24 protein-coding genes are annotated in these 22,766 nt (G+C 70.1%); 10 read left to right on the forward strand and 14 right to left on the reverse strand.

The features are described 5' to 3' along the window. Positions 1-51: 51 nt before the first annotated feature. Positions 52-1,308, forward strand: a complete 1,257-nt coding sequence (locus OHT76_RS24645) for a helix-turn-helix domain-containing protein (RefSeq protein ID WP_328873032.1) — start codon at positions 52-54, stop codon at positions 1,306-1,308. Here OHT76_RS24645 and OHT76_RS24650 read toward each other — a convergent pair. Then, on the reverse strand, positions 1,305-1,448 hold the full coding sequence (locus OHT76_RS24650; protein WP_328873033.1) for a hypothetical protein: 144 nt from the start codon (positions 1,446-1,448) through the stop codon (positions 1,305-1,307). The two genes, OHT76_RS24645 and OHT76_RS24650, sit on opposite strands and share 4 nt — an antisense overlap. 273 nt (positions 1,449-1,721) lie before the next feature. On the opposite strand from OHT76_RS24650, the gene OHT76_RS24655 reads away from it, so the two are divergent. Next, positions 1,722-2,933, forward strand: coding sequence for an aminotransferase-like domain-containing protein (locus OHT76_RS24655; protein ID WP_328873034.1), 1,212 nt, complete (start codon positions 1,722-1,724; stop codon positions 2,931-2,933). A 71-nt stretch (positions 2,934-3,004) separates the two neighbouring features. After that, positions 3,005-3,805 (forward strand): arylamine N-acetyltransferase family protein, encoded by an 801-nt coding sequence (locus tag OHT76_RS24660; RefSeq protein WP_328873035.1) that lies wholly within the window; start codon positions 3,005-3,007, stop codon positions 3,803-3,805. Here the strand turns inward: OHT76_RS24660 and OHT76_RS24665 are convergent. Continuing rightward, positions 3,802-4,539, reverse strand: a complete 738-nt coding sequence (locus OHT76_RS24665; RefSeq protein WP_328873036.1) for a helix-turn-helix domain-containing protein — start codon at positions 4,537-4,539, stop codon at positions 3,802-3,804. The genes OHT76_RS24660 and OHT76_RS24665 overlap by 4 nt on opposite strands. Then, entirely contained in the window at positions 4,536-5,252 is a 717-nt protein-coding gene (locus OHT76_RS24670; protein WP_328873037.1) for a peptidoglycan-binding protein, read from the reverse strand. The genes OHT76_RS24665 and OHT76_RS24670 overlap by 4 nt, the downstream gene beginning before the upstream one ends. A 220-nt stretch (positions 5,253-5,472) precedes the next feature. Between OHT76_RS24670 and OHT76_RS24675 the strand changes: the two genes are divergently transcribed. After that, the gene (locus OHT76_RS24675) at positions 5,473-5,922 is read left to right on the forward strand and encodes a peptidoglycan-binding domain-containing protein (protein WP_328873038.1); all 450 of its coding nucleotides are present in this window, start codon (positions 5,473-5,475) and stop codon (positions 5,920-5,922) included. Between the two features lie 73 nt (positions 5,923-5,995). Here OHT76_RS24675 and argS read toward each other — a convergent pair whose 3' ends face one another. Further along, on the reverse strand, positions 5,996-7,753 hold the full coding sequence (gene argS / locus OHT76_RS24680) for an arginine--tRNA ligase (protein ID WP_328873039.1): 1,758 nt from the start codon (positions 7,751-7,753) through the stop codon (positions 5,996-5,998). 127 nt (positions 7,754-7,880) lie between these two features. Between argS and lysS the strand changes: the two genes are divergently transcribed. Then, positions 7,881-9,626, forward strand: coding sequence for a lysine--tRNA ligase (gene lysS, locus OHT76_RS24685; protein WP_328873040.1), 1,746 nt, complete (start codon positions 7,881-7,883; stop codon positions 9,624-9,626). Between the two features lie 37 nt (positions 9,627-9,663). Here the strand turns inward: lysS and OHT76_RS24690 are convergent, their stop codons facing one another. From OHT76_RS24690 to OHT76_RS24700, 3 genes are all read right to left on the reverse strand, one after another. Continuing rightward, positions 9,664-10,998, reverse strand: a complete 1,335-nt coding sequence (locus OHT76_RS24690) for a DUF2637 domain-containing protein (protein ID WP_328873041.1) — start codon at positions 10,996-10,998, stop codon at positions 9,664-9,666. Positions 10,999-11,085: 87 nt separating this feature from the next. Continuing rightward, positions 11,086-11,937, reverse strand: a complete 852-nt coding sequence (locus OHT76_RS24695) for a DUF3558 family protein (RefSeq protein ID WP_328873042.1) — start codon at positions 11,935-11,937, stop codon at positions 11,086-11,088. Positions 11,938-12,044: 107 nt separating this feature from the next. Next, positions 12,045-12,881: a DUF3558 domain-containing protein gene (locus tag OHT76_RS24700; RefSeq protein ID WP_328873043.1), complete on the reverse strand. Its 837-nt coding sequence runs from the start codon at positions 12,879-12,881 to the stop codon at positions 12,045-12,047. 170 nt (positions 12,882-13,051) lie between these two features. On the opposite strand from OHT76_RS24700, the gene OHT76_RS24705 reads away from it, so the two are divergent. Further along, a complete protein-coding gene (locus tag OHT76_RS24705; RefSeq protein WP_328873044.1) occupies positions 13,052-14,245 on the forward strand; it encodes an RtcB family protein in 1,194 nt (397 codons plus the stop codon). A gap of 41 nt (positions 14,246-14,286) precedes the next feature. Here the strand turns inward: OHT76_RS24705 and OHT76_RS24710 are convergent, their stop codons facing one another. The 4 genes from OHT76_RS24710 to OHT76_RS24725 all read right to left on the reverse strand — a co-directional run bounded on the left by OHT76_RS24710 (position 14,287) and on the right by OHT76_RS24725 (position 17,697). Beyond that, the gene (locus OHT76_RS24710) at positions 14,287-15,555 is read right to left on the reverse strand and encodes a GNAT family N-acetyltransferase (protein ID WP_328873045.1); all 1,269 of its coding nucleotides are present in this window, start codon (positions 15,553-15,555) and stop codon (positions 14,287-14,289) included. A 41-nt stretch (positions 15,556-15,596) separates the two neighbouring features. Then, positions 15,597-16,532: an alpha/beta fold hydrolase gene (locus OHT76_RS24715; RefSeq protein WP_328873046.1), complete on the reverse strand. Its 936-nt coding sequence runs from the start codon at positions 16,530-16,532 to the stop codon at positions 15,597-15,599. A 233-nt stretch (positions 16,533-16,765) separates the two neighbouring features. Further along, positions 16,766-16,921, reverse strand: a complete 156-nt coding sequence (locus tag OHT76_RS24720; protein ID WP_328873047.1) for a hypothetical protein — start codon at positions 16,919-16,921, stop codon at positions 16,766-16,768. Beyond that, positions 16,921-17,697 (reverse strand): SDR family NAD(P)-dependent oxidoreductase, encoded by a 777-nt coding sequence (locus OHT76_RS24725; protein WP_328873048.1) that lies wholly within the window; start codon positions 17,695-17,697, stop codon positions 16,921-16,923. Before OHT76_RS24725 ends, OHT76_RS24720 begins: the two co-directional genes overlap by 1 nt. Positions 17,698-17,952: 255 nt before the next feature. Between OHT76_RS24725 and OHT76_RS24730 the strand changes: the two genes are divergently transcribed. Next, positions 17,953-18,381, forward strand: coding sequence for an ester cyclase (locus OHT76_RS24730; protein WP_328873049.1), 429 nt, complete (start codon positions 17,953-17,955; stop codon positions 18,379-18,381). A 9-nt stretch (positions 18,382-18,390) separates the two neighbouring features. Here the strand turns inward: OHT76_RS24730 and OHT76_RS24735 are convergent, their stop codons facing one another. Then, a complete protein-coding gene (locus OHT76_RS24735; RefSeq protein ID WP_328876612.1) occupies positions 18,391-18,726 on the reverse strand; it encodes a YnfA family protein in 336 nt (111 codons plus the stop codon). 130 nt (positions 18,727-18,856) lie between these two features. Here OHT76_RS24735 and OHT76_RS24740 point away from each other — a divergent pair, with 130 nt between their 5' ends. Together OHT76_RS24740 and OHT76_RS24745 are read left to right on the forward strand one after the other, a co-directional pair. After that, positions 18,857-19,327, forward strand: a complete 471-nt coding sequence (locus OHT76_RS24740; protein WP_328873050.1) for a hypothetical protein — start codon at positions 18,857-18,859, stop codon at positions 19,325-19,327. 49 nt (positions 19,328-19,376) lie between these two features. Continuing rightward, positions 19,377-19,856 carry a MarR family winged helix-turn-helix transcriptional regulator gene (locus tag OHT76_RS24745; protein ID WP_328873051.1) on the forward strand — a complete coding sequence of 160 codons (480 nt, stop codon included), beginning with the start codon at positions 19,377-19,379 and terminating at the stop codon, positions 19,854-19,856. Here the strand turns inward: OHT76_RS24745 and OHT76_RS24750 are convergent. Continuing rightward, positions 19,853-20,251, reverse strand: a complete 399-nt coding sequence (locus OHT76_RS24750) for a winged helix-turn-helix transcriptional regulator (protein WP_328873052.1) — start codon at positions 20,249-20,251, stop codon at positions 19,853-19,855. The two genes, OHT76_RS24745 and OHT76_RS24750, sit on opposite strands and share 4 nt — an antisense overlap. A gap of 125 nt (positions 20,252-20,376) precedes the next feature. On the opposite strand from OHT76_RS24750, the gene OHT76_RS24755 reads away from it, so the two are divergent. Further along, entirely contained in the window at positions 20,377-21,261 is an 885-nt protein-coding gene (locus OHT76_RS24755; RefSeq protein WP_328873053.1) for an NADP-dependent oxidoreductase, read from the forward strand. 59 nt (positions 21,262-21,320) lie between these two features. On the opposite strand, the gene OHT76_RS24760 is transcribed toward OHT76_RS24755, so the two are convergent. Then, on the reverse strand, positions 21,321-22,754 hold the full coding sequence (locus tag OHT76_RS24760; protein WP_328873054.1) for an MFS transporter: 1,434 nt from the start codon (positions 22,752-22,754) through the stop codon (positions 21,321-21,323). Positions 22,755-22,766 lie beyond the last annotated feature (12 nt).

A 22,766-nucleotide genomic window follows, 5' to 3' on the forward strand; every position in this document is an offset into this window, starting at 1 on the left:
AACGTCCTTCCCCTGGAACGGGGGAAGGGAATGACGGGGGATGGAGGAAGGGTGTCCGAGGGAACTGCCGGGGATGGATTCGCCGCACTTCTACGGGAGTTGAAGGACCGATCCGGGCTCAGCTACGGGGTGCTCGCCAAGCGGCTGCACATGAGTACGTCGACGCTGCACAGGTACTGCAACGGGGACGCCGTACCGACGGACTACGCGCCCGTGGAGCGGCTCGCCCGCCTCTGCAAGGCGTCGCCCGGGGAGCTCGTGGAGCTGCATCGGCGGTGGGTGCTGGCGGATGCGGGACGGGGGCAGCGTAAGGGGACGGAGGAAGCGTCGGCCCCGGCGGCCGAAGTTCCGGCGGAGGAACTCCCGCCCCTCAACGCCGAGTCAGCCGACCCGGGCCCCTCCGACGACGGCCCCGCCCAGCCTTCCCGCCCCCGCCGTACCGCCGTCCTCGCCGCAACCGCAGCCGCCGCCGTCCTCGCCGGCGTCGCCTTCGCCGTGAACCCCCTCTCCGACGACGGCAGTCGGCACAGCGACGACGCCGGCCGCACCCCCGTCGGCGCCGCGACCTCCAGCGGCGCCCCGCCCACCAAGGCCGCGCCCTCCACATCCCCCACGAAGGACGCGAAGGAGACCACCCCGCCCGCCTCCCCCTCCGCGAACCGCACGAGTAGCGGCGCCGTGGGCAGCGAACAGGACGCCACCGAGCCGCTCCTGACCGTCAACACCCGGCCGTACACCTGGGAAGGCCCCTGCTCCCAGCACTACTTGATCGACGAGGAGCCGGGGAAGGTCACCCCGCCGCCGTTCCAGCAGGACGCGCCCGCCTGGGTGGCCGCGCTCGGGGCCGTGTCGGCGAAGGAGCAGTTGGTGACGGTGACCGTGCAGGGCACCGGTGAGGAGACCGTCGTTCTCGACAGTCTGACCGTGAAGGTGGTCTCCAAGGACACACCGCTGGCCTGGAACGACTACACGATGGGCGTCGGCTGCGGCGGCGACGTGCCGGTCCGCCCCTTCACCGTCGCCCTCGACGCGGCCCGTCCGGTCGTCGTGGCGGCGGCCGGACAGCGGAACCTCCCGTTCAAGGTCAGCGAATCCGAGCCGGAGGTCTTCCGGATCACGGCCGACGCCTCGGCGTACGACGTGCGCTGGTATCTGGAGCTGGCCTGGTCCAGCGGGACCCGGCACGACAAGGTCGTCATCGACGACGGCGGCAAGCCGTTCCGGACGAGCGGCAACAACGGCCGTCCCCGGTACGAGTTCCCGCTCGGCGGCGAGAAGTGGATCCCGTCCAGCGGAGAAGGGTCCTAGCGGTTCTGCTGGACGTTCGTCGACGGGCCCTCGTCGCGCAGGCCCTCGCCGTCCTCGCATCCGGTGAGCGCGCCCAGCAGCGCGCCCATGAGCACGAGGGCGGCGAGCAGCCGGGCGGCGGCGGGGCGGCGTACGGACATGGGCGGGCCCTTTCGATGACGGCTTCGGTGACGGGTTCCGGGGAGGGCTTCAGCCTGCGCGGTGATCGGCCCCGGTCGCCAGCCCCAGCCGCGGATTCGGGACGCGGGACGCCTGGAATCGCCGTTGACCTGCGACGATTCCGGGTCCCATGGCCCCGGGACGGGACGTCCACAGCGGATCCCAGCCGTCCGTATCGCGGAAAGCTGCTTGTAGGCGCCACTTAGTTCCCTAGGGTGCGGACAGCAGCCGTATCGCCATCGAGGAGCCGCCCCGTGACCGTCGTCGAGCCCGCGCCGTTCCGTTCCGCGCCCGTTCCGCCGCTCGCCTCGCGGGCCCGGTCCATCGGCGGTTCGCCGGTACGGGACATCCTGGCCGTCACCGCGCGACCCGAGGTGATCAACTTCGCGGGCGGGCTGCCGGCGCCGGAGCTGTTCGACGTGGAGGGGATCGCGGCGGCCTACCGGGCGGTGCTCGCCGAGCGGCCCGCGCAGGCGCTCCAGTACTCCACGACCGAGGGCGAGCCGGAGTTGCGGGCCGCGCTCGCCGCGCGGATGTCCGTACGGGGGCTCGCCACCGACGCCGACGACATCCTCGTCACCACCGGCTCGCAGCAGGCGCTGTCCCTGCTCGCCACCGCGCTGCTGGAACCCGGCGACACCGTGCTGGTCGAAAGCCCCTGCTATCTGGCGGCACTTCAGGCCTTCGGCTTCACGGGCGCGCGGGTCGTGGCCGTGCCGGGCGACGGGGACGGCGTCGACCCCGCCGCGCTGGAGGAGCTGGTGGTCCGGGAGCGCCCGAAGCTCCTCTACACCGTCCCCGCCTTCCAGAACCCCACCGGCCGCACCATGCCCGCCGCCCGCAGGGCCGCCGTCGCCTCCGTCGCCGCCCGGCACGGGCTGTGGATCGTCGAGGACGACCCGTACGGCGAACTGCGCTTCGAGGGCGAGCGCGTGCCGTGGATCGCCGCCCACCCGGGCGCCGAGGACCGTACCGTCCTGCTCGGCTCCTTCTCCAAGGTCATGGCACCCGGCCTGCGCCTCGGCTGGCTGCGCGCCCCGGCCGAGCTGCGCCGCGCCTGCACCGTCGCCAAGCAGGCCGCCGACCTGCACACCCCGACCGTCAACCAGCTCGCCGCCGCCCGCTACCTCGCGGACCGGGACCTGGACGCCCATGTGGCCCGCGTCGCCCGCGTCTACGGCGAGCGGCGCGACGCCATGCTCGCGGGGCTCGCCGAGGCCCTCCCGCCCGGCTCGACCTGGAACCGTCCCGAGGGCGGCATGTTCCTCTGGGCCCGGTTGCCCGAGTCGTACGACACGACAGCGCTGCTGCCGAAGGTCGTGCGGCACGATGTCGCCTATGTCCCCGGCGCGCCCTTCTACGCCGACGAGCCCGACCGCGCCACGCTGCGGCTCTGCTTCGTGACGGAGACGCCGGAGCAGATCGGGGAGGGGCTGCGGCGACTGGGCCGAGGGCTGCGGGCCTAGGTCCGAAGTCCGGGGGCCGATGCGGCTGTGGACGGCCGACGGGGGCACGGGCGTCTGCCTAGGCTTATGGCATGTCCGACACAGTGGAGTTCGACCTCGACGCGTATCTCGGCCGCATCGGATGGGACGGGGAGCGCAGGGCCGACCTGGCCACCCTGCGGGGTGTGCACCTGGCGCACTCCTGGTCCATCCCCTTCGAGAACCTGGACCCCGTCAGCGGCAGGGCGCCCTCGCTCGACCTCGGCGATCTGACGGCCAAGCTGATCCACGGCCGCCGAGGCGGGTACTGCTACGAGCACAACACCCTGTTCCGGAACGCCCTGGAGGCCCTCGGCTTCAAGGTGACCGGGCTCGCCGCACGCGTCGTCCTCGGCGCGGACCGCCCGGAGAGCCGCCCCCGCACCCACATGACGCTCCTCGTGCACGCCCCCGGCGACCCGCAGCCCTACCTCGCCGACGTGGGCTTCGGAGCCATCGGCGCGCTGCTGGAGCCGGTGCCGCTGAAGACGGGCGAGGAGTTCCGGGGCGCGGGGCGCCGGCACCGGCTGGTCCACGCGCCGCACTCCGGGCCACTGGAGCTGTGGGTGCTGGAGACCTACGACGGGGCGGCCTGGGAGCAGCAGTACGCCTTCACGCTGGACCCCTTCGAAAAGCCCGACTACGAGGTGTTCAACTGGTACGTCGGGACGAACCCTCGCTCCCCGTTCACCCACAGCCGCTACGTCCAGCGCGTCAGCGCCGACCGCCATGTCCTGCTCCACGGCGACCTCCTCACCGAGACCCTCGCCGACGGCACGGTCAGCGAACGCAAGGTCGCCGACGAGGACGTCGAGCGGCTGCTGAAGGAGGAGTTCGGGATCGAGGCCGCCTAGCGGGCGCGGGCGTCGACGCACTCCGGCCTGCCGTCCGCGGGCCGGAAACATGCCCGGACCGTCGCTCCGGGGCTCGTCGCGGTCATCGGCGTGTAGACGTACGACTCCGCGTCGATGCCGTCCTCGATCCGCCTGCCCCGGGTCGGACCGCCCGCGTCCACCTCCAGACGGTCCCCGACGCGCGTGCTCCACATCCGGCCCCAACTGGCCCCGCACGCCTTGCTGTAGCGCAGCGCCACCCAGGCCCCGGACGCCGTCCGGTGCTCGGCGAGGGTGGCGGGGCCCTTGCCGCAGCCCATGTGCATGGGGTCCTGGCCTTCGCAGGCGGTTCCCCGGCAGCGGGGGCTCGTGGGGGAGGGGGAGGCGGTCGATTCGCTGCCGTCGTCGCCGGGCAGCAGGACGAGCGTCGCTGTCACGGCTCCGGCCAGCAGTACGGCGCCCAGGACCGCGAACGGAGCACGCCGCCGGCGCTTTGTGACGGGCGTACCCGCGTCCGCCGCCCGCCCGCTCCACTCCGCCTCCGCGATCTCCCACAGCGCCAGATACCGGCCCTCCGGCTCATGGGCGATCCGGCACAGATCCTGTACGGCCTGCCGGGGCGGCAGCGTCTTGCCGTTGAGGTAACGCTCCCAGGACGACTTGCTGTACGTCGTCCGGCCCGCCAGCGCCGCCATGCTCAGCCCCGTGCGCGCCCTCAACTCCCGTAACTCGGCCGCAAGTCGGGTACCGGTCATCCGCGCAGGGCTTTCCAGGTGTGCGGGCCGATGATGCCGTCCACGACCAGGCCGTCCCGCTGCTGGAGCCGCTTGACCGCGCCCTGCGTCAACGGGCCGTAGATCCCGTCGATCTCGCCCGTCGGGAACCCCGCCCGCCGCAGCAGACACTGCGCCTCCGCGACCTCCGGGCCTGCCTGGCCGTACGCCAGAATCGCGTCCCGCGTGCGGCTGTTGCCCGCGTACCAGCGGCCGTCCGCGCTCCGCTCGACCCGGCAGTCGTACGTCCGCTTCGACCGTGACGCCGATGGGGGCTTCGGGGGCGGCGCGGCTCGCTCCTCCCCGGAGCTGCCGTCCGTGAAGCGCACGATCAGCACGACCGACGTGGCGATGGCCACCACCAGGGCCACCGCACCCGCCACCATGGCGAGGCGCAGGCGCTGCGGCCGCTCGGGTGTCGCGCGGCGCGCACCCCATGCCTCCGCGGCGACCTCGTGCAGCGCGAGCAGTCTCGTCGGGTCGTCGCCACCGATCCGGGCCATCGCCTCCACGGCCTCCCGGGGCGGCAGTGAGCGGCCGCCCAGATACCGCTCCCAGGACTTCGCGCTGTACCCGGTCTTCGCGGCCAACTGCCGCACGCTCAGCCCGCTGTGATCCTTCAGCCGGCGCAGGCGTACCACCAACTGGCGCACCTGTGGGCTCAGTTCGGCGGGCAGCTCTTTCCAACGCGACATGTCAAGAAACTACGGCTGTCAACGGCACGCGGTTCCGGTGGCCGTACGGAACCGGCCATCGGGCGTCCCGCCGCACCGTCCCGGCGGACCCGGTCCCCGCAGGTCAGCGCGCGGGACGTCCCGGGACGCCGTCACTTCCCCGGCGGCTGTGGCGATCCCCGCCGCCCGCCCCGCAGTCTCGATGTGCAACCGAACGCCGCCCACTCGAAGGGGGAAGAGAATGCGAGCAATGACGAGGACCCTCGTCGGCGCAGGCACCGCCGTGGGGATCGCCGTCGGAAGCCTGGCGGCAGCGGGCACCGGCTTCGCGGCGACCCCGCAGGAGACCAAGCCGGTGATCAGCGCCGAGGCCGTGGCTCCGCTCGCGGTCAACAACCTCGGCCTGAGCAAGGAGCAGGCCAAGAACCTCCAGCGCGTGCTCCACCGGGACTGGGGCTACCCCGGCCCGATCGACGGGCTGCTCGGCACCGACAGCTGGAAGGCGATGCAGCGCTACCTCAAGAAGCACTGGGAGTACGGCGGCCCGATCGACGGCATCGTCGGCAGCGGCACCGTGAAGGGCCTGCAGCGCATGCTCAAGCAGCACTACAACTACAACGGCGCGATCGACGGCATCGCCGGGCCGCAGACCAAGGCGGCGTTCAAGCGGTTCGCCGACGACTACGGCTGAGCCGGCGCCGCCCGGTGGAACGCCGCGGCCCGTCCTCCCGCGGGGGAGAGGACGGGCCGCGGTTCTGCGCTGCTTACAGCCGCTCGGGGGTGCGGATGCCCAGCAGGGCCATGCCCTGGTGGAGGGTGCGGGCGGTGAGGTCGCACAGGAGCAGACGGTTCTCAGCGATGTCCTTCGGCGGCTCCGGCTTGATCACCGGGCACTTGTCGTAGAACGACGTGAAGAGAGACGCCAACTGGTACAGGTACGCGGCCAGCTTGTGCGGGGCGTACTCGGCCGCCGCCTCGAAGACCGTGTCGCCGAACGCGTCCAGGTGCAGGCCCAGCGCCCGCTCCGCCGGGGCGAGTTCGAGCTCCGGATGGGCCTTGGGCCCGGTCTCGCCGGCCTTGCGCAGGATCGACTGGATCCGGGCGTACGCGTACTGGAGGTACACGCTCGTGTCGCCGTTCAGCGACACCATCTGGTCCAGGTCGAACTTGTAGTCCCGGTTCGGCGACGTCGACAGGTCGGCGTACTTCACGGCACCGATGCCGACCTGCGCGGCCCGCTCCTGGATCTCGTCCTCGGTGAGGTCCTGCGCCTTCTCCCGTACGACCTCGGCGGCGCGCTGTACGGCCTCGTCGAGGAGGTCCTCCAGCTTCACCGTCTCGCCCTCACGCGTCTTGAACGGCTTGCCGTCCGCGCCGAGCACCGTGCCGTAGCCCATGTTGTGCGCGGTGACGTGTTCGGTGAGCCAGCCCGCCCGGCGGGCCGTCTCGAAGACCATCTTGAAGTGCAGGGACTGGCGTACGTCCACGACGTAGAGCAGCGTCGTCGCGTGCAGGTCGAAGACGCGGTTCCGGATGGCGGAGAGGTCGCTCGCCGCGTAGCCGAAGCCGCCGTCCGCCTTCTGCACGATCAGCGGGACCGGCTGGTCGTCCTTGCCGCGGATCTCGTCGAAGAAGACCACGAGCGCGCCCTCGGAGCGCACGGCGACGCCGGTCTCCTCCAGCAGCCGCGCCGTCTCCGGCATCAGGTCGTTGTACGCCGACTCGCCGACGATCTCGTCGTCCCTGACCTCCATGTCCAGCTTCTCGAAGACCGAGTTGAAGTAGACCTTCGACTCGTCCACGAACTGCTGCCACAGCTCCAGGGTCTCCTTGTCGCCGGACTGGAGGGCGACGACCCGCTTCCGGGCCCGCTCCTTGAACTCCTCGTCCGAGTCGAAGACCGCGCGCGAGGCCTTGTACACCCGGTTCAGGTTGCTCATCGCCTGCTCGCCGTCGACCTCGGACGGCGGGGGCAGCTCGCCCGGGTTCTCGATCAGGTGCTGGATGAGCATGCCGAACTGGGTGCCCCAGTCGCCGATGTGGTGCCGGCCGATCGTCTGCTCGCCGGTGAAGTCGAGCATGCCACGGAGGGCGTCGCCGATCACCGCGGAGCGGAGGTGGCCGACGTGCATTTCCTTGGCGACGTTGGGCTGGGCGTAGTCGATGACGGTGACGCCGGGGTTGTCCTTCGGCGCCACGCCGAGGCGGTCGGTGTCGGCGTACCGCTCCGCGAGGTTCTCGATGATCGCCTTGTCGGTGATCGTGATGTTGAGGAAGCCGGGGCCCGAGACCTCGACGTCCTTGATCACATCACCGGTGACGATGTTGCCGACGACCTGCGTCGCCAGCTCCCGGGGGTTCGCCTTCGCCTGCTTGGCCAGCGCGAGGACACCGTTCGCCTGGAAGTCGGCCCGGTCACTGCGTCGCAGCAGGGGGTCCGCGGAAGTCTCCGGCAGAGCGGCGGAGAGGGCGGCGGTGAGCTGCTGTTCGACGGAGTCGCTGAGGGACGTGACCGGAGCCATAGGAGTGGGTGCCGTTCTCCTCGTGGGGATCGATAGACACGGTCAGTATCCCATGGGGGGTAAAGCCGTTTTTCCGGCCGCACGTGGGTCTGTGACAATGGAGCCTCACCGGTTCAGAAAGAAGGACGTGCCGATCGTGGCTCAGAGCACCGAGACCACCGACTGGGTCTCCCGTTTCGCGGATGAGGTCATCGAGGAGTCGGAGCGTCGGGCCCCGGGCAAACCGGTCGTCGTCGCGTCCGGACTCTCCCCTTCCGGGCCTATTCACCTGGGCAATCTCCGTGAGGTCATGACGCCCCACCTCGTCGCCGACGAGATCCGGCGGCGTGGGTACCAGGTCCGGCACCTGATCTCCTGGGACGACTACGACCGCTACCGCAAGGTGCCCAAGGGCATCGCCGGGGTCGACGAGGAGACCTGGACCGAACACATCGGCAAGCCGCTCACCTCGGTGCCGGCGCCGAAGGGGTCGTCGTACCCGAACTGGGCCGAGCACTTCAAGGCCGCGATGATCGACTCGCTCGCCGAGCTGGGCGTGGAGTTCGACGGGATCAGCCAGACCGCGCAGTACACCTCCGGGGTGTACCGCGAGCAGATCCTGCACGCCATGAAGCACCGCGGGGACATCGACGCGATCCTCGACCAGTACCGGACCAAGAAGGCCCCGGCCAAGAAGCAGCAGCAGAAGCCCCTCGACGAGGCCGAGCTGGAGGCCGCCGAGGGATCGGGGGCGGCGGCCGAGGACGACGGGTCCTTCGGCTCCGCCGGGTACTTCCCGTACAAGCCGTACTGCGGCAACTGCGAGAAGGACCTGACCACGGTCACCTCCTACGAGGACGAGACCACCGAGCTGTCGTACACCTGCACCGTGTGCGGCTTCGCCGAGACCGTGCGGCTGAGCGAGTTCAACCGCGGCAAGCTGGTGTGGAAGGTCGACTGGCCCATGCGCTGGGCGTATGAGGGGGTTGTGTTCGAGCCCTCCGGTGTCGACCACTCGTCTCCCGGCTCCTCGTTCCAGGTCGGCGGGCAGATCGTCGGGATCTTCGGCGGCAAGCAGCCCATCGGGCCGATGTACGCCTTCGTCGGCATCTCGGGGATGGCGAAGATGTCGTCCTCGCGCGGTGGCGTGCCCACGCCCGCGGACGCCCTCCAGATCATGGAGCCGCAGCTGCTGCGCTGGCTGTACGCCCGCCGTCGGCCCAACCAGTCCTTCAAGATCGCCTTCGACCAGGAGATCCAGCGGCTGTACGACGAGTGGGACAAGCTCGACGCCAAGGTCGCCGACGGGTCGGCCCTGCCGGCGGACGTCGCCGCGCACTCGCGTGCGGTGCGCACCGCGGGCGGGGAGCTGGCTCGTACGGCCCGGCCGATGCCGTACCGGACGCTCGCGTCCGTCGCCGACATCACCGCCGGGCACGAGGACCAGGCGCTGCGGATCCTCTCCGAGCTGGACCCCTCGAACCCGCTCGGGTCGCTCGACGAGGCCCGGCCCCGGTACGACAAGGCCGAGGCCTGGATCAACACGCATGTGCCCGCCGACCAGCGGACCATCGTGCGGTCCGAGCCCGACGCCGAGCTGCTGAAGTCCCTCGACGAGGCGTCCCAGCAGTCGCTGCGGCTGCTGCTCGACGGGCTGGCCTCGCACTGGTCGCTCGACGGGCTGACGCATCTCGTCTACGGCGTGCCCAAGGTGCAGGCCGGGTTCTCGGCCGACGCCACGCCCAAGGAGCTGCCGCCGGAGATCAAGACGGCCCAGCGGACGTTCTTCGCGCTGCTGTACCACCTGCTCGTCGGGCGGGACACGGGGCCTCGGCTGCCTACGCTGCTGCTGGCGGTGGGGCAGCCGCGGGTACGTCAGCTGCTCGGGGAGTAGGACTGCGAAGGGGCCCTCGATCGAGGGCCCCTTTCCGTTACGCGATGTGCTCCTCTTCCAGTTCCGCGTTGAAGCGGTTCTGGAAGCGCTCCGTGAGGTTTTTCAGCTCCGGGGTGGTCAGGGTCGTGCCGTACGTGGCCTGGATGTTGTCGCCCAGGACTCGGGGTGTGGGGAAGCTGCCGTCTATCGACTGGCGGAACACCTGGTAGTACGACTCCTCGTCCGGCTCTGCGGGGGCGGTGCCGCCGCCCTCGCCCAGCTCGCGGGTGCGGCCCGGGGCGACGGGGATGGGGAAGCTGCCGGTCTCCTCCGGAGAGGGTTCCGGGGTGGGGGGTTCTTGCTGGTACTGCTGCTCGGCGTACTGCTGCTCGGCGTACTGCTGCTCGGCATACTCCTGATCGGCGTACCACTGCTCGTACGGCGGCTCGAAGGCCGGGTCGTAGCCGCCGTTGTACTCGATCTGCTCCGGGTGCCGGGCGTGCAGCCAGGGGCTGTCTTCCGGCTCGGGGTCGTAACCGAGTTGTTCGGGGTTGTGGTTGCTGAGCAGTTCGGGGCGCTGCTCGCTGGGAGGTGCCGCTTTCTGTGGGACGGGCGCCGCCCCAGCGGCACGACTGCCCGCAGCCACGGCGGCGTTGCTGCCCGCTGCTACCTCAGGCTGCGGCGCCGGAGGCAGCAGGGCCGGCTCAATGCCCGCCGCTGCCAGCCCCGCCGGGGCCGTCTCCGCCAGCGGCACGCCGTACCTCGCCAGTCTCAGTGGCATCAGGCTCTCCACCGGGGCCTTGCGGCGCCACGATCGGCCGAAGCGGGAGCGGAGGCGGGCCTGGTAGACCAGGCGCTCCTGCTCCAGCTTGATCACCTGTTCGTAGGAGCGCAGCTCCCACAGCTTCATGCGGCGCCACAGGAGGAACGTCGGGACCGGGCTCAGGAGCCAGCGGGTCAGCCGTACGCCCTCCATGTGCTTGTCGGCCGTGATGTCCGCGATCCGGCCGATCGCATGCCGGGCCGCCTCCACGGCGACCACGAACAGGACCGGGATCACCGAGTGCATGCCCACGCCCAGCGGGTCCGGCCAGGCCGCCGCGCCGTTGAAGGCGATCGTGGCCGCCGTCAGCAGCCAGGCCGTCTGGCGCAGCAGCGGGAACGGGATGCGGATCCACGTCAGAAGCAGGTCCAGGGCCAGCAGCACGCAGATACCTGCGTCGATGCCGATCGGGAAGACGTACGAGAAGTTCCCGAAGCCCTTCTTGAGGGCCAGTTCGCGGACGGCGGCGTACGACCCCGCGAAGCCGATGCCGGCGATGATCACGGCGCCGAACACGACCACGCCGATGAGAACGCGGTGCATCCGGGTCAGCTGTATTGGCGCGGCCACCCGTACTCCCCTCCCCTTACCTGTCGTTGCGCGCAACAGGGTGGCACATGTGTGCGGCGCACGGGTTGCCGGTCCGGAACGAGGGCGTCAGCTTTTCTTCGTCGGCGACTTGGACGAGGACTTGGACGGCGACTTCGAGGCGGACGAAGTCGCCTTGCCGGAGGGCGACTTGGAGGCAGACGTGCCGCTGCCGTTCGCCTTCGTCACCGCGGCCACCGCCTCCTTGGTGGCCTTCTTCGCCAGCGTGGTGAGGGTGTCCGCGCTCGGCGTCTTCTCACCGGCGAGACCGGCGCCGTTGTAGTCGAGGGTGATGACGACGTTCTCGACGCGCGCCACGATCGTCTGCTGCTTGAAGGAGCCTTCCTTCTTCTTCAGGTCGTAGCGCACGGCCGTCGCCTCGTCGCCCGTCCCGGTGACCGGCTCGGACTTGACGTTCTTCGCGCCGTCCACCGCCTGGACGTCCTTGACCTGCTTCGCGTAGTACTCCTTGGCCAGCTTGTCGCCCTCGCCACGGGTGACATCGGAGTCGAAGCGCAGCAGTGAGACATTCAGCCAGCGGAACTGCGAGCCCTTCACACCGTTGTTGTCCAGGCTGTCCCAGGAACAGCTGGCGCGCGACGAGGTGTCGTTGGACGCGCCCTCCTTGCCCGACTTACCGGCCTTCGGTACGAGATCGGACAGTGTGTCCTTCGCGAGCACGTCGCACGCCTCGGGCAACTTGCTGTACGCGGCCGCCTGCACGGTCGGCGACGGGCTCGCCGACGCCGAGGCGCTCGCCGAGTTCTTGCTCGCGTCGTCCGAGCCGGAGTCCGAGGAGCAGCTGGCGGCGATCAGCATCACGGGGACGGCCGCCGCACCGACAACAGCGCGGGAAAGGCGCCTGGCTCGCTGGTGGCTCGGGTCACGCTGGGCTGCTCGCTGCATGGTTCCTTCACTCATGAGACTCGTGGTTCCTGCCGTCGGATCGGGTCCGAGGGGCCACGGTACGCGGTGAGCAAGCCGTGCGTTTCTGTTTCGCCGTCTTCACAAACGCCCGTCGGCGAGCCTCAGCCGGACAGCGCGTCGGCCAGCTCGGCCGCCAGTTTCTGGGCCCTGTCCTGCATTTCCTTGCTGTCCGGGACGGTGCCGACGGTGGCCGGCTGCTCCTCGTACTGGATGGTCACGATGACGTTGGACGTGCGGAACGCCACAGTCACCGTGCGCTGCTGGGCCGTGGAACCGGCGCTGCTCAACACGTCGTTCAGGAACGCCTCGTCGCCCAGGTCGTCGAGGACGCGGGGCTGGAGATCGGTGGGCGTGGTGGACGGGGAGGGGGAGGTGGAGGAAGAGGAGGACGCGGAGTCCGAGGGAGTCACGGAGGCGGACGCGGCGTCGCTCGGGGTGGCGCCGGGCGTCTCGCCGGCGGACTCCGTTGCGGACTCCGTGGCAGTCGGCTCCGGGAGGTCCGCCGCGGTCTGCCGGGTCGCGAAGACCTGCTCGGCCTGACTGTCGTCGCTGACGGTGTTGTCGTAGGACACCACGCGCTCGAAGTCGACGAAGAGGTGGTCGGTGGCGTCCGCCGACTCCACCTTCCAGCGGCAGCCGACCTTGCGGTCGGTGTCGTACGTGAGGGTCGCGGTGCCCTCGTAGGCCTTCTCGCGCTGGTTCTCGTCCGCGATCTGCAGGATGCCGGGGAGGAGGGCGTCGAGGGTGTCGGGGTCGACGGCGCCGCAGGGTTCGGGGAGTGTGCGGTAGCGACCGGGCTCGGCCGCCGCGGTCGCCGTACCGGAGTCGCCCGGGTTGGAGCCGTCCGTCGGGCCGCCGTCCGTGGAGCTGCCGGTGCAGCCGGCCAGCAGCGCCGCGAGGAGCGCGGCGGCGCCGGATACGTACGCCTTCCGCTGCACGGTCGGCTCCTCTCGCTGCGGGTTAATGATTTGCGGGGTGGGGGCGGCCCCTGGAGACAATGTCTATCGCACGCACTGCCGTGAACGCCGGTCCGTTGTCCCTTTCGTTGACCTTGGCGCCGGTTTTGCGATTTGAGACTTGTGTGGGACTTCGGGGGAATGAGGACGATATGTCGTACGTGGAAATGCCCGGCGCGAAGGTTCCGATCCGTATGTGGACCGACCCCGCGACGGTGGAGGACGTAGCCCTCCAGCAGCTGCGGAACGTGGCGACCCTGCCGTGGATCAAGGGCCTGGCGGTCATGCCGGACGTTCACTATGGCAAGGGCGCGACGGTGGGCTCCGTCATCGCGATGCAGGGGGCGGTGTGTCCTGCGGCGGTGGGGGTGGACATCGGGTGTGGGATGTCGGCGGTGAAGACGTCTCTGACGGTGAACGATCTTCCGGGGGATCTGTCGCGGCTGCGGTCGAAGATCGAGCAGGCTATTCCGGTGGGGCGGGGGATGCATGACGACGCCGTCGACCCGAGCCGGATGCACGGCTTCGGTACGTCCGGGTGGGACGACTTCTGGGGTCGCTTCGACGGGATCGCGGAGGCGGTCAAATTCCGTCAGGAACGTGCCACTAAGCAGATGGGAACGCTCGGCAGCGGAAACCACTTTGTCGAGGTCTGCACGGATATGACCGGTTCTGTCTGGCTGATGCTCCACTCCGGTTCCCGGAACATCGGCAAGGAGCTGGCGGAGTTCCATATCGGCGTGGCCCAGAAGCTCCCGCACAACCAGGGCCTGGTCGACCGTGACCTCGCTGTCTTCATCGCGGACACCCCGCAGATGGCGGCATACCGAAACGACCTGTTCTGGGCGCAGGAGTACGCCAAGTACAACCGCACGATCATGATGGCGCTCCTGAAGGACGTGGTCCGCAAGGAGTTCAAGAAGGCGAAGCCCACCTTCGAGCCGGAGATCAGCGCGCACCACAACTACGTGGCCGAGGAGCGCTACGAGGGCATGGACCTGCTCGTGACCCGTAAGGGCGCGATCCGGGCCGGCTCCGGCGAGTACGGGATCATCCCGGGCTCCATGGGCACGGGTTCGTACATCGTGAAGGGCCTCGGAAATCCGCGGTCCTTCAACTCGGCCTCGCACGGCGCGGGTCGGCGTATGAGCCGTAACGCCGCGAAGAAGCGTTTCTCGACGAAGGATCTGGAAGAGCAGACGCGGGGCGTGGAGTGCCGTAAGGACTCCGGCGTCGTGGACGAGATCCCGGGCGCCTACAAGCCGATCGAGCAGGTCATCGATCAGCAGCGGGACCTGGTGGAAGTCGTGGCGAAGCTGAAGCAGGTCGTCTGCGTGAAGGGCTGACCGTGGGGCCCGGGCCGGGTACGGCTCGGGCCCTTCGCAGGTCAGGCCAGCTTCTTCTCCAGCAGTGTCACCGCGTACGGGCTTCCCGTGCCGCCGTCCTTGGCGCGCTGTTCGCCGACCACCTTGTAGCCCGCGGACTCGTAGTACGCGCGGAGGCGGGGGTTGGAGGAGAGGCAGTCCAGGCGGGCGTAGGGGCGGCCGGCCTCGGCGATGCGGGACTCCGCCTCCGCCAGCATGTGGCGGCCGGTGTTCGGCGGGGCCGTGTGGGGAGTCGTCATCAGGCGGTGGATGTAGCCCGCGTCCTCGGGGCGGGGGCCCCAGGCTGCCGGGTCGGTCCACCAGAGTTCCCAGGCGCCGACAAGGTGGTCGTCCATGTATGCCAGCCAGACCTCGCCGTCCTGCATGCGCTCGCGGAAGTGGGTCTCGTTCTTCGCGCCCGGCTTCCATTGGTCGATTCCTCGGGCCAGTTGCCACAGGGCCGCTGAGTCGTGGAGGTGGACCAGGGTGGGGGCGTCGGCGGGCGTTGCCTTGCGGTAGGTCAACGCCGGGTAAATGGTGGGGGGTTGTTCCAGTAGGGCGGTTCGGAGGGTGTGGGCCAGTGCCTTCGCGTCCACGGACAGGGCCTTTGTTACGTAGCCCTCTACCGAGCCGTAGCGGTCCTTCAGGGCCGCCAGGAACAGGCGCATTACCGCCTCCGGCGCCCTGGCGAAGTCCGGCCACTGCGGGGAGCGGCCGTCGTTTTTCGCTCGCCAGTCTGCCAGCAGGGACTCCGTGGCCAGTTCCGTGAGACTGAAGTCTTCGATGATCGTCTGGTCGTCGACGCCGAGCAGGGACAGGACCAGGGCCGCCATTTCGCCCGTGCGGTCCTTGCCCGAGGCGCAGTGGAAGACCAGGGGGCCTTCGTTCGACTCCGCTGATTTCGCTATCAGTTCGAGGGCTTCGCGGATTTCCTCCCTGCCGTCCTCGGCCACCTCCAGGAAGCGTTCCGCGAGGTAGGGGCCGGCGTGGACGTCAGCGGTCAGAGCCGCCTGGTTGTACGGGCGGTGCTCGATGCTCAGGTTGTGGTACGTGAGGCTCGGATGGTCCGGGACCCTGCCGCGGGACTCGATCTCCCAGGGGTAGCGCAGGTCGATCACCGTGCGGACACCCAGGGCCAGGAAGCGGGACCAGTCCTCGGTGCCTTCGGTGAGCTTGCCGAGGGAGTCGGCGCGGTAGAGGCGGCCGGGGCGGATGCGGCGGCCGTCCGGCGTCCGGTAGCCGCCCAGGTCGCGGAAGTTGTGCAGGGTGTCGAAGCGTATGTGTCTGTCCACAGTGACGGTTCTACTTCGGAGCGTGCGTCACTGCATCATCATTACTTGAGGAAGTCCCGAAGGACGGTGACCACTTCCTCGGGGGCCTCGAAGGGCCAGAAGTGGCCGGAATCGAAGAGGTGCACACCGCTTCCCTCCGGGAGTTCCGCGAGCACCTGGGGGTCGGTGTAGAACTCGCGGGGCTGGAGAGGGTCGTCCGCTCCCTGGAGTAGCAGGACAGGGCACTTCCACTGCGGGATGAGCCGGGTACGTCGTTCGATCCATTCCTGGCGGAACGACGAGGAGTTGAAGTAACGGGGAACGGCGGTGCTGATTCCGTCGTAGCTGAACTCCTGCACGGTTCGGACGAGGTCCGACACCTTCACCTCGCGTTCGGCGAGCAGGGAGTAGGCGGTGACGACGAGCCGGCGGGCGTCGGCCAGCGTGGACGGGGCGTCGGGCGAGGTGAACACCGCCTGCTGGGGATGCAGGTCGGGATGGAGATGCCAGAGGTGCTGCTGTCCCCGGCCGTAGCGGATGACGCGGCTCCCCATCCGGGCCACGAGATGGTCTCCGACCGGAGTGCCCCTGTCGTGCGTGATCAGGGTGAAGCGCTCTACCCGAAGCTGGTCCAGTAGGGCTTCGAGCTGGATGGCGACTCCCTCCTGGCGGAAGTCACCGGTGCCCTTCTCCGACTGGCCGTAGCCCTTCAGGTCGATGGCCAGGCAGCGGTGGTCGGAGCCGAGGGCCTCGATCGCGTAGTGCCACTGCCACCAGGAGTCGGGTACGCCGTGGAGGAAGACGACGACAGGGGCGTCGGAAGGCCCGCCCTCGACGTAGTGCCAGCGCACGGTTTCGCCGTCACCAGGGGCGTCGACGAAGCGGTGGGTGACGGTGACTTCGCCCAGACGCTCCTCGGCACCGTCCCCTTCCGGTGCGCGGGGTGGCGTCTCGGGCAGTTCGGCCACGAGCTGATCGACCCTGGACAGTCTCTGCACCGCCTCTTCCATCACCGCGCGGACGCGTGGCGGAGGCGTGGTGTATGCGTGCGGAGTTGCGGCATGCGTCATTGCGAAGCCCTCCAGAATGTCCCGTTTCGGACGGCGGCTCAGGCAGTCGAAGTGTCAATTTCTTCAAGATTGATGAAATCATCAGAGTTAGGGCCCGTCAAGGCATCGGCACCGATGGGGGGCGGTGCCGAGTCGGCTGAGCGTGGCTGGAGGCTGCGCGGCTACTTCGGAGCGTGCGTGAACGCGTAGATCATGACGAACGCCACGATGTGGATGCCGAAGAGGAAGTAGGCGAGCCACCACCACATCTGGCGTTCGTTGTGGTGCTCACCGGGGTCCGCGGGGTTCCCGGCGTCCTTGGGGCTCTCGTCCGTCATCACAGCTCCCTGTGGACCTTCGTGTTCGACGCCTGTGCGCGCGGGCGGACGACCAGCAGGTCGATGTTGACGTGGCTGGGGCGGGTCACCGCCCAAGTGATCGTGTCGGCCACGTCGTCCGCGGTCAGGGGCTCGGCCACACCCTGGTAGACCTTCGCCGCCTTCTCCTCGTCGCCGCCGAAGCGGGTGAGCGCGAACTCGTCCGTCCGCACCATGCCGGGCGCGATCTCGATGACGCGGACCGGGCGGCCGACGATCTCCAGGCGGAGGGTTTCCGCCAGGACGTGCGCGCCGTGCTTGGCGGCGACGTAGCCCGCGCCGCCCTCGTAGGTGGAGTGGCCCGCGGTGGAGGAGACGACGACCACCGTTCCGTCGCCGCTCGCCTCCAGCTTCGGGAGCAGGGCCTGGGTGAGGTTGAGGGTGCCGATGACGTTCGTCTCGTACATCGTGCGCCAGTCGGCCGGGTCGCCGGTGGCCACGGGGTCGGCGCCGAGGGCTCCGCCGGCGTTGTTCACGAGGACGCCGATCGCCTTGAAGGCCGTCGCGAACTCGTCCACCGCGGCGCGGTCGGTGACGTCGAGCTGGTACGCCGCCGCCGAGTGGCCGGCCGCGTTGATCTCCTCCGCCAGCGCCTCGATACGGTCCTTGCGGCGGGCCGTCAGGACGACCCGGTACCCCGCCGCCGCGAGCTGCCGTGCGGTGGCGGCGCCGATCCCGCTGCTCGCACCGGTGACGACGGCGATGCGGGTGGCGGCGGAGGGTGCGGCGCTGGCCATGGGACTGCTCCTCGGGACGGACCGGTCGAAGGTCGAGGTTTTGGAGGTTGGAGGTTGGAGTCGAAAGGCTGTCCGGCCAGGATAGGCGGGCGGTCTGCGGGGCGGTTCGGGATCTCATCCTGCGGGCGGTTGGTGGGGGCGGCTGGGGAGCTCGGCCCGCCGGGAGGCTGCGCTCCGGCTCCCGCCCGCGAGCGGTGCGTGGTCCGATCCGGTGGGAAAATGAGGTGGGTGATCCTCCACAACGGGAGGTGGATCATGGGACAGGCGCGTGAGGTCATGGACCGGCTCACGGAAGCCATCACCACGGCGGACCAGAAGACGATCGGCGAGCTCTACGCGCAGGACGCGGTCGCCGTCACGCCCGACGGCGGTGAGCTCCACGGCCGGGACGACATCGCCGCGTACTGGCGCCAGATGACGGAAGCGGTCCCCGAGGGCAAGTACGAGTCCGTGCACTCGTACGAGGTCGGCAACACGGCCATCGACGAGGGGTTCTTCAGCGGCCGGAACACGGGCCCGATCCAGTTGCCGACAGGCGAGACGCTGCCCCCGACGCAGAAGGAGATCAGGATCCGCGGGGTGGACTTCGCCACCGTCGACGACAGCGGACACATCGTCGACTACCGGCTCTACTTCGACGAGATGGAGTTCCTCGACCAGCTGGGGCTGCTGCCACCGGCCTGACCCCGGAGTTCAGCTGCCTCGCGGGGCGTACATGATCACGGCCATGCCCGCGAGGCAGATCAGCGCGCCCGCCACGTCCCACCGGTCGGGCCGGTAGCCGTCCGCGACCATGCCCCAGGCGAGCGAGCCGGCCACGAAGACCCCGCCGTACGCGGCGAGGATGCGGCCGAAGTGGGCGTCCGGCTGGAGGGTGGCCACAAAGCCGTAGGCGCCGAGCGCGAGGACACCACCGCCGATCCACAGCCAGCCGCGGTGCTCCCGTACGCCCTGCCAGACCAGCCAGGCTCCACCGATCTCGAACAGGGCGGCGACGACGAAGAGGGTGGCGGAGCGGAGGACGAGCATGCGGTGCAGCTTCGCATACGGCCGTTTGCGGTCCGTCACCTGATGGACGGCGCCTGTGACTCGCTCCACGTGGGATACATCCGTACGACGAGCTGACTGACGTTGTGTGGCCACGGATGGAGTGGGCGGTATGCGGAGTGTGCGGGTGCTCGGGGCCGGGGTTGCGGCGGTGCTGCTGGTGGGGGGTGGGGCGGCGGGGGCCGACGCGGCCCAGGAACCGGAGGCTGATCTCGCCTATCACGGGGCCGCGTCCCTGACCTCCGGTGAGGTCGATCTGCGGTTCACCCCGCGTAACCACGGGCCGTCGGCGGTGCCGGACGCGACGGTACGGCTGCGCTGGTCCGAGCCGCTCGCCGACCGGCAGGAGCTGCCGTACGGGTGTGCCCGGTCGGGTGCGCGGGCGGTGCTGTGCCGGGTGGGGGCCTTGGCGGCGGACGAGGCGGGGGAGAGGATCGCGCTGCGCGTCCAGCTGCGGAAGGCGCCGACCGAGGTGCAGCTGGAGATCGACACGGTGTGGAGCAGCGGGGCGGTGGACCGCAATCCGGACAACGACCGCCAGCGGGTGCTGATCCTGGACACGGGGGACGCGTACTACTTCTAGAAGTCCCGCGTCGTACGATCTCTGCACGGCGCAGATGACGGGGAGTGGCATGGCGGAGAGCGGAAGCGCACGGGAGCGGTTGCTCGGGGAGCTGTCCGCGGTGTCCCGGCGTTACATGGCCTCGTACGCGCTGTTCAACCAGGCCGTCGCCGACCGTATCGGCCTGCACCCGACCGATCTGCAGTGTCTGAACCTGCTCACGCTGGAGGGTGGCCCGGTGACCACGGGCCGGGTCGCGGAGCTGACGGGGCTGACCACGGGCTCTGCGACGCGGCTGGTCGACCGGCTGGAGCGGGCGGGGTACGTGGTCCGGGAGCGGGACGCCGAGGACCGGCGGCGGGTGCTGGTGGCGACCGTGCCGGAGAAGGTCGCCGAGTTCGGGCGGATGTGGGAGCGCCTCGGCGGCGGCTGGTCGGCGCTCTTCGACGATCTGGACGAGTCCGAACTCGCCCTGATCATCGGGCACATGAGGCGCACGGTGGAGTTCAGCGGTGAGCAGGTGGCCCGACTGCGCGCCGAGAAGCCCTAGTTGTCCGCGTCGTAGCGCTCCCGCGCCTCGTGGACCTGCTCGATGTTGGTTTCCGCCCAGTCCTTCACCGCGGTCAGCAGCAGGGCCAGGCTGTGGCCGAGCGGGGTGAGTTCGTAGTCGACGCGGACCGGTACGGACGGGGTGACCGTGCGGCTGAGGATGCCGTCGCGCTCCAGTGAACGCAGCGTCTGCGTCAGCATCTTGGGGCTGACCCCCGCGATCCTGCGGCCGAGGTCGCTGTAGCGCATCGGTCCTGCGGCGAGGGCGGAGACGACCAGGCTGACCCACTTGTCGCTGATGCGGTCGAGGAGCTGGTTGGTCGGGCAGCCGCGCAGGAACGCGTCGTACTCGATGCGTGCCTGTTCGCGCCGCTGGGCCGCGGTCTGCGTCGCCATCGCTCACCTCCGGGTGATGTACGCACCTTCAGGTAACTACTTACGAATAGATAGTAGCTCTTCCTAGGGTTGCTGGGGCCGAGGAGATACCGAGGCTTTCACCAGCAATTGAGGAGCTGTCAGTCATGCGTGCTGTGGTGGTGACGACGTTCGGCGGGCCCGAGGCCGTGGAGGTCGTGGAGAACGAGGTGCCGGAGCCGGGGGCGCGGCAGATACGGATCAGGGTGGCGGCGGCCACGCTGAACCCGGTGGACGCCGGGGTGCGGGAGGGCGTCTTCGGGGGCGCGGGCGAGCGGATCGGTCTTGGCTGGGATGTCGCCGGGACGGTGGACGCGACCGGAGAGGCGTCCGGCTGGAGCGTCGGTGACGAGGTGGTGGCGCTCGTCTACGGCGTGCTGAAGCCGCTGGGCACGCACGCCGAGTACGTCGTCGTGGACGCGGACGCGGTGGCCAAGGCGCCGTTGAGCGTCGACGCCGTCCACGCGGCCACGATTCCGCTGAACGCCCTGGCCGCCGTACAGGCCCTGGATCTGCTGAAGGTGACGCCGGGGCAGTCGCTGCTGGTCACCGGGGCCGCGGGGGCGGTCGGTGGGTACGCCGTCCAGCTCGCCGCCCACCGCGGTATCTCGGTGACCGCGCTGGCCCGGGAGGCGGACGAGGAGCTCGTACGGTCCCTGGGGGCGGACCGCCTTGTGAGCGGCGCCGAGGGCGGCTTCGACGCCGTGCTCGACGCGGCGGTGCTCGGCGAGCCGGCCCTGGCGCGGGTGCGCGACGGGGGCACCTACGTCGGCGTCATCCCGCATGCCGAACCGGCATCCGTGCGCGGGGTGCGGGTCGACGCGGTCGAGGTGAACGCCGACGGCTCACAACTCGCTGAGCTGGTCCGACTGGCCGACGAGGGCCTGCTGACGCTCCGGGTCGCCGATACGTACGCCCTGGACGATGCGGCGAAGGCCCATGCGCGGCTGGCGGAGGGTGGGGTGCGCGGTCGGCTGGTGCTCGTACCGTGACCCGCTGTCGGCCGGCGCCCTGAAACCGACGGCATGACGCGGCACTTCCAGCGGAGCGCTCAGTGGCCCTCCTCCGGCGCCCTGCGCGGCAGCAACCCCACCAGCGGCAGGCATACGGCGATGGCGACCGCGACCGTCGTGAGGCTCAGGGTCGTGGCGTGGGCCTCGCCGCTCTCGACCGCGTTGATGTAGACCGTCGTCACCGCCGCCGCCCCGATCGCGTTCGCCACCTGCTGCACGGCGCCGAGGGAGCCGCTCGCGCTGCCCGACTCCTCCGGGGAGATGTCGCCGACGGTGATGTCGTAGACCGTGCCGAAGCACGTGCCCATGCCGAGGCCCATGACGAGGAGCGGTGGGACCAGGGCCCAGCCGTCGGCGTCGGGCAGTAGGGCCAGCCAGACGCAGCCCGCGAGGATGATCAGCAGTCCGGCCAGGACCAGACGGCGGCCGAGGGTGTGGATCAGCTGGTAACACGCGATCGAGGCGATGACGATCCCCAGGGACAGCGGGATCAGGCCCACCGCGGTGCCCGCGGGGGAGCGGTGCAGTCCCTCCTGGAGGTGGAGGGAGATGACGTAGAGGAGGCCGGCCGTCGCGGCGAAGACCACGATGCCGAGCGTCAGGCCGGAGGTGAAGCCGCGGTCGCGGAGGAGGGAGGGTTTCAGCAGGGGGTTGGGTGCGGTGCGCTGGCGGTGGCAGAAGCCGACGAAGAGGACCGCGCCCAGGACGAGGGCGGTGAACGCTCGGGGCGTCCAGCCTCCCCCAGAGGGGGGACCCCCAGCCGAGCCGTCGATCAGGCCGCCGAGCAGGCCGAGCAGCGCGCCGCCGAGCAGGGCCGAGCCGGGGCCGTCGACGCGGACGGTCCGGTCGCCGGTGTCCCGAGGGAGCAGGCGTACGGCGGCGAACAGGGCGGCGCCGCCGAGCAGCAGGTTGATCAGGAACATGGGGCGCCAGCCGAGGCCCGCGATATCGGCGTCGACGAGGAACCCGGCGAGGATCGGACCGCCCACCGCGGACAGGCCCATCACCGGCCCGAACAGGCTGAACGCCTTGCCGATCTGCTCCCGGGGCCAGGTCGCGCCGATGATCCCGAAGCCCTGCGGGATGACGAGCGCGCCGAACGCGCCCTGGGCGAGCCGGGCGATCACCAGGAACTCCGGGCCCGGGGCGAGGCCGCAGGCCAGGGACGCGATCAAGAACCCGGTGAGGCCGATGAGGAACAGCCGCCGGCGGCCGTACTTGTCGCCGAGCCGTCCGCCGGGGACGAGCAGGACGCCCAGCGCGAGTGCGTAGGAGGCGCCGAGCCACTGGATCAGACCGGCGCCGCCGCCGAGGTCGGCCGTGATGGTCGGGGCGGCGATGTTGGTGATCGTGGCGTCGAGGAGGTCGAGGACGTCGGCGGCCAGGATGACCGCGAGGATCGCCCAGCGGGTGCGGGCCGGGAGCGGGGCGTCCCGCCGAGCATCGTCTGTGTCATGCAATATCTGTGTCACGCAGATGAATAT

Origin of the sequence: Streptomyces sp. NBC_00287 (assembly GCF_036173105.1) — a bacterium.
GTDB lineage: Bacteria > Actinomycetota > Actinomycetes > Streptomycetales > Streptomycetaceae > Streptomyces.